Source organism: Actinomadura sp. BRA 177 (assembly GCF_013372625.1).
Taxonomy (GTDB): domain Bacteria; phylum Actinomycetota; class Actinomycetes; order Streptosporangiales; family Streptosporangiaceae; genus Spirillospora.
Genome location: NZ_JABXFD010000207.1, coordinates 1 through 5,094, shown reverse-complemented (window position 1 = coordinate 5,094; position 5,094 = coordinate 1). Strand labels below are relative to the sequence as shown.

The 5,094-nt window shown below is 73.8% G+C and carries 3 protein-coding genes and 2 pseudogenes; all 5 read right to left on the bottom strand.

Annotated features, from left to right (window positions below):
• Nucleotides 1-74: 74 nt before the first annotated feature.
• Nucleotides 75-998: pseudogene (gene mshC, locus HUX53_RS07500) on the bottom strand (cysteine--1-D-myo-inosityl 2-amino-2-deoxy-alpha-D-glucopyranoside ligase); the annotation flags it as partial.
• A gap of 52 nt (nucleotides 999-1,050) precedes the next feature.
• Nucleotides 1,051-1,995 (bottom strand): ABC transporter permease, encoded by a 945-nt coding sequence (locus tag HUX53_RS07495; RefSeq protein ID WP_176402429.1) that lies wholly within the window; start codon nucleotides 1,993-1,995, stop codon nucleotides 1,051-1,053.
• A gap of 7 nt (nucleotides 1,996-2,002) precedes the next feature.
• Complete coding sequence (locus HUX53_RS07490) at nucleotides 2,003-3,031, bottom strand: ABC transporter permease (protein ID WP_176402428.1); 1,029 nt, start codon at nucleotides 3,029-3,031, stop codon at nucleotides 2,003-2,005.
• On the bottom strand, nucleotides 3,028-4,779 hold the full coding sequence (locus tag HUX53_RS07485; RefSeq protein WP_176402427.1) for an ABC transporter substrate-binding protein: 1,752 nt from the start codon (nucleotides 4,777-4,779) through the stop codon (nucleotides 3,028-3,030). Before HUX53_RS07485 ends, HUX53_RS07490 begins: the two co-directional genes overlap by 4 nt.
• 59 nt (nucleotides 4,780-4,838) lie before the next feature.
• Nucleotides 4,839-5,094, bottom strand: a pseudogene (locus tag HUX53_RS07480) (hypothetical protein); the annotation flags it as partial.

Below are 5,094 nucleotides of genomic sequence, written 5' to 3'. Positions count from 1 at the left end.
TAGTGTTAGGGCGGGCGACTGGTACTGTCCGATCCTGTTGGTCGTCAGCGTCAGGTGTGTAGAAGTAGACGGGCGCCGGCCTCCCGCAGCTTGGACACGAACACCAGGTTGCCGCGCGACTTCGACATCTTCTCGCCGTCCAGGCCGACCATGCCGGCGTGGACGTAGGCGCGGGCGTGCGGGCGCTCCCCGGTGGCGACCTGGGCGTGCGAGGCGCTCATCTCGTGGTGCGGGAAGGCGAGGTCGGAGCCGCCGCCCTCCACGTCGAACGCCATGCCGAGGTACTCGACGGAGATCGCCGAGCACTCGACGTGCCAGCCGGGGCGGCCCTCGCCGAACGGGGAGTCCCAGCCGGGCTCGCCGGGGCGGCGCGCCATCCACAGCAGCGGGTCGAGGGCGTCGCGCTTGCCGGCGCGGAGCGGGTCGCCGCCGCGCTCGGCGAACAGCGGCGTCATCTCGTCGCGGTCCAGCCGGCTGACCGCGCCGAAGGACGGGTCGGCGGCGACCGGGAAGTAGACGTCGCCGTCCACCGGGTAGGCGGCGTCGCGGCCGCGCAGCTTCTCGATCATCTCGACGACGAGCGGGATCGCCTCGACCGCGCCGATGTACCGGTCGGGCGGCAGGATCCGCAGCGCGGTCATGTCCTCGCGGAACAGCTGGATCTCCCGGTCGGCGAGGGCGCGCCAGTCCTCGCCGGTCTGCTGGGCACGTTCCAGGAGCGGGTCGTCGACGTCGGTGGCGTTCTGCACGTAGTGGACGCCGTGCCCGAGGTCGCGCCAGACGCGGTTGACGAGGTCGAACGCCAGGTAGGTGTTGGCGTGGCCGAGGTGGGTCGCGTCATAGGGGGTGATGCCGCACACGTACATCCGGGCGGTCTCGCCGGGGGCGGTGGGGCGCGCCGCGCCCGTCCCGGTGTCGTGCAGGGCCAGCGGACGGTCGGCGGCGGGCAGGCCCGCGTCGTGCAGGCTGGGGACTTCGGAGGCGGGCCACGATCGCATACCGAAAGCTTATCCATGCCCAGCTAGCGGCATTACTCCCGGTTCGCTTCGCTCAGGCGAGGCGGACGCGCGGGTCCAGGACCGCGTAGCCGATGTCGACCAGCAGGTTCGCGACGGTCACCGAGAGCGTCACCAGCAGCGTCACCCCGATGATCACCGGGGTGTCGCCGGCCGCGATGGACTGGTACACCAGCTGCCCCACGCCCTGCAGCCCGAACACCTTCTCGGTGACGATCGTGGAGCCGATCAGGGCGCCGAGGTCGATGCCGAGCTGGGTGGCGACCGGGGTCAGCGCGGCCCGCAGCGCGTGCCGGCGGACGACGCGGCGCTCCGGCAGGCCCTTGGCGCGGGCCGTCCGCACGTAGTCCTCGTCCAGGACGTCCAGCATCGCGGCGCGGGTGAGGCGCGTGTAGGCGGCCATCATCAGGAACGCCAGCGCGAACCACGGCAGGACCATCCGGCGCAGGAAGTGCTCCTGCAGCGGCGGCCCGGCCTCGAAGAGGTGCACGCCGCCGGCGCCGAGCCCCACCGTGAACAGCGACAGCAGCGCCAGCGCCATCACGAACGGCGGCGTGGACAGGCCGGCCAGCACGAACACGGTGACGGCCCGGTCCCACAGGCCGCGCGCCCGCGACGCGCCGGTGACGCCGGTGACGACGCCGCCGGCGAACCACAGCACCGCCGCGCCGGACACCAGGCACAGCGTCGTGGGGAGCCGGGCGCCGATCAGCGCCGTGACCGGCGTCCCGTTGACGTAGGAGTCGCCGAGGTCGCCGAGCGGCAGCCGCGCGAGGAACCGCCAGTACTGGACGAGGAGGGGCCGGTCCAGGCCGAGGTTGCGGCGGATCTGCTGCAGCGTCTCGGCGGTGGCGCGGGGCCCGCCGATGACGCGGTCCACCGGGACGGGCGAGACGTGCAGGATCACGAACGTCAGCGTGGCGACCAGCCACAGCACGACGGCCGCGTACAGCAGGCGGCGGGCGACGAAGCTCGGCACGGGCGGGTCACCTCCGGGCGGCGGCGCGGTCGCCGCGCGGGTCGAGGGCGTTGCGGACGCCGTCGCCGAGCAGGTTGAACGCCAGCGTGGTCGCCAGCAGCAGCACGCCGGGGACGGCGAGCAGCCACCAGGCGGTGCGGAACACGTCGCCGCCCTCGCCGAGCATCGACCCCCAGCTCGGCATCGGCGGCCGGATCCCGACGCCGAGGAACGACAGCGTCGCCTCCGACACGATCGAGGACGGGACGAGCAGCGAGGTCAGCACGGTGATCTGCGCGGCGAGGTTCGGCAGCACGTCGGCGACCATGATCCGGGCGTTGGAGGCGCCGAGGGCGCGGGCCGCCTCGATGAACTGCTGCTCCTTCAGCGCCAGCACCTGCCCGCGGATCGTGCGGCCGTAGGCGGCGAACGAGAAGAACGCGATGACCAGGACCGTCATGGCGAGGCTCGCGCCGGGCGAGGAGATCTGGAACGTGCTCGCCAGCATGATCGCGACGAGCAGGTAGGGCAGCGCGAGGATCATGTCCAGCAGCCGCGACAGCAGCGTGTCCAGGGCGCCGCCGGCGAACCCGGCGAGCGTCCCGGCGATCGTCCCGGCGGCGGAGGCGAGCGCGGCCGCGCCGATCCCGGCGATCAGCGAGATCCGCGCCCCGTAGGCGGCGCGGACCAGCACGTCGCGGCCGAGCTGGTCGGCGCCGAGCGGGAACCGGGCGCCGGGGCCGCGCGGCTGCCCGCCCGCGTCCAGGCCGGTGCCGGGGAACGTGGCGTCGTAGGGGTGGCCGGTGAGGTGCGCCCACAGCGGCGCCAGCGCCGCGAACGCCATGATCGCCAGCAGCACGGCGAGGGACGCGACGGCGGGCCGGTCGCGCCGGAACCGGTCCCACGCGAGCCGGGACGGGGCGCGGCTCGCCACGGCCGGCGGCGCGCTCGTGGTGGTGTCGGTGCCGGCGTCGGTGTCGGTGTCGGTGTCGGTGTCGGTGTCGGTGTCGGTGTCGGCGGGCGGCTTCCGCGTCCCGAGTTCGGCGTAGCCGGTCATGAGAACGTGACCTGGTTGAGGTCGTAGGCGCGGTACTGCGGCAGGTAGCGGGCGCCGCGGACGCGATCCGAGTGGAAGATCGGGGTCCGCTGGTTGACGAGCGGCACGACCGCGGCGTCCGCCATGATGCGGTGGTCGGCCTGCGCCCAGTACCCGGACGCGACGTCGACGTCGCGGGCGTTCAGCGCCTGGTCGATGAGCCGGTTCACGGCGGGGTCGTTGAAGCCGCCGTAGTCGCTGGAGTTGGCGCCGTAGTGGCGTCCGTCGAACAGCGGGACGATGGTGGTGCGGCCGTTGTTGCCGTACCAGTCGGGCACCCAGCCCGGCACGGCGATGTCCCATTTCCCGGCGCGGGCGCGCGCCGGGGTGACCAGGGTGGTGCGGTAGAAGGCGCCGCTCCGGTCGGGTTCGGGGACGGCGGTGATGCCGCAGGCGGCCAGGTCGCCGGTGATGGACCGGGCGATCTGCGGGTGGTAGCCGCTGACCCGGTACGGGAACTTCAGCGTCAGGCCGCGCGGGTATCCGGCCTGGGCGAGCAGCCGCCTGCACGTGCCGGGGTCGCCGCCGTCGCCGGGCGTCGGGTACAGGTCGAACTCCTGGTGGCCGACGCTGTGCGGCGGGATGACCTGGTTCAGCACCTCGGCGATGTCGGGGCCGCCGTAGATGCGCACGATCGCGGCCTTGTCGACGGCGTAGCCGATCGCCCGCCGGACCGCGGTCCTGCCGAGCGCCCCCCGGTTGTTCGGGCTGAGCGTGTTGAAGACCAGGTAGGGGTCGAGCGCCGACCCCTCCATGATCGCGAAGCCGGGGTCGTCCCGCAGCCCGCCGAGCCGCGCGGCCGGGACGGGCTGGTCCCAGGGCAGGTCGGCGGCGCCGCTCTCCAGCATCCGCTGCACCTCGTCCGGCGAGTCGTGGCCCAGCGAGATCTCGATGCGGTCGGGGTGCTGCTCGCGGATCGGGTCGGACGCGGCCCGCCAGTTCCGGTTCTTCTCCAGGACGTACCGCCTGCCGGGCGTATAGGAGGTGATCTGGTAGGGGCCGTCGGAGATCGTGTGCCGCCGGAACTCGGGGCTGTCGGGGATGTAGCGGTCGTACTCGGCGGGCGCCGCCGCCGCGAACTCCAGCGCGAGGAGGCTGGTGAAGTCGCTCGCGGGCCGGTTCAGCCTGATCACGAGGGTCCTGGCGTCCTTGGCGACCAGCCCCGCGACCTTCGTGCGGCGCTGGTAGCGGGCCATCGCGGCGGCGCTGCCCGGGTCGACCTCGGCGTAGCCGGCGCAGAACTCGGCCATGCCCGCGATCGTCTCGACGTAGTAGGCCTTGCCGCCGGACGGGACGGCCGGGTTGCAGATCCGCTTGATGCCGCGGACGAAGTCGGCCGCGGTCACCTCGCGGGGCGGGCTGGTGTTCCACAGCACGCCGCCGCGCAGCCTGATCGTGTAGGTGCGGCCGTCCTGGCTGAGCCCGCCGTTGCGCACGGTCGGGATCTGCACCGCCACGTCGGGCCGCACCGTGACGGCCTCCCCGAAGTCGTTCGACGCCCGGTGGCCGAACAGCGTCCGCGCGAACTGCCGGGCCAGCAGCCCGCCCCAGGTGGTGTAGACGCTCGCGGTGTCGAGATGGTCGACGTCGGACGCCCCGGCGACCCGGAGCGTCCCGCCGGCGGCGCCCCGCTCGTCGGCGCTGCAGCCCGCCGGCATCAGCAGCAGCACCGCTGCGAGACCGGCCGCCACCCCCGACGAAGATCGCATTAAGTAGTCAATTTAGCACCGGGAGTCACCCGTCCGCAGCCGTACTCGGGACTCCGGTCCTACAGCACCCGGGACCAGGCGTCCCCCTCGCCCGGGGCGGCGGAGAAGTCGTACCGGACGCCCCGGCCGAGCGCGACGAGGCTCACCGAGGTCGTCCCCCAGACCCGGCCGTCGCCGAGGTCCAGCAGCGGCAGCAGCGCCCGGTGGTCGGCGCGCGCCAGGCCGTCCCCGTTCAGCAGCGGCAGCCAGGCCCCCCACGCCCGCTCCACCGGCCCGTCGCCGGGCTCTGGCCGCGGCGCCGCGGCCAGCCGCGGC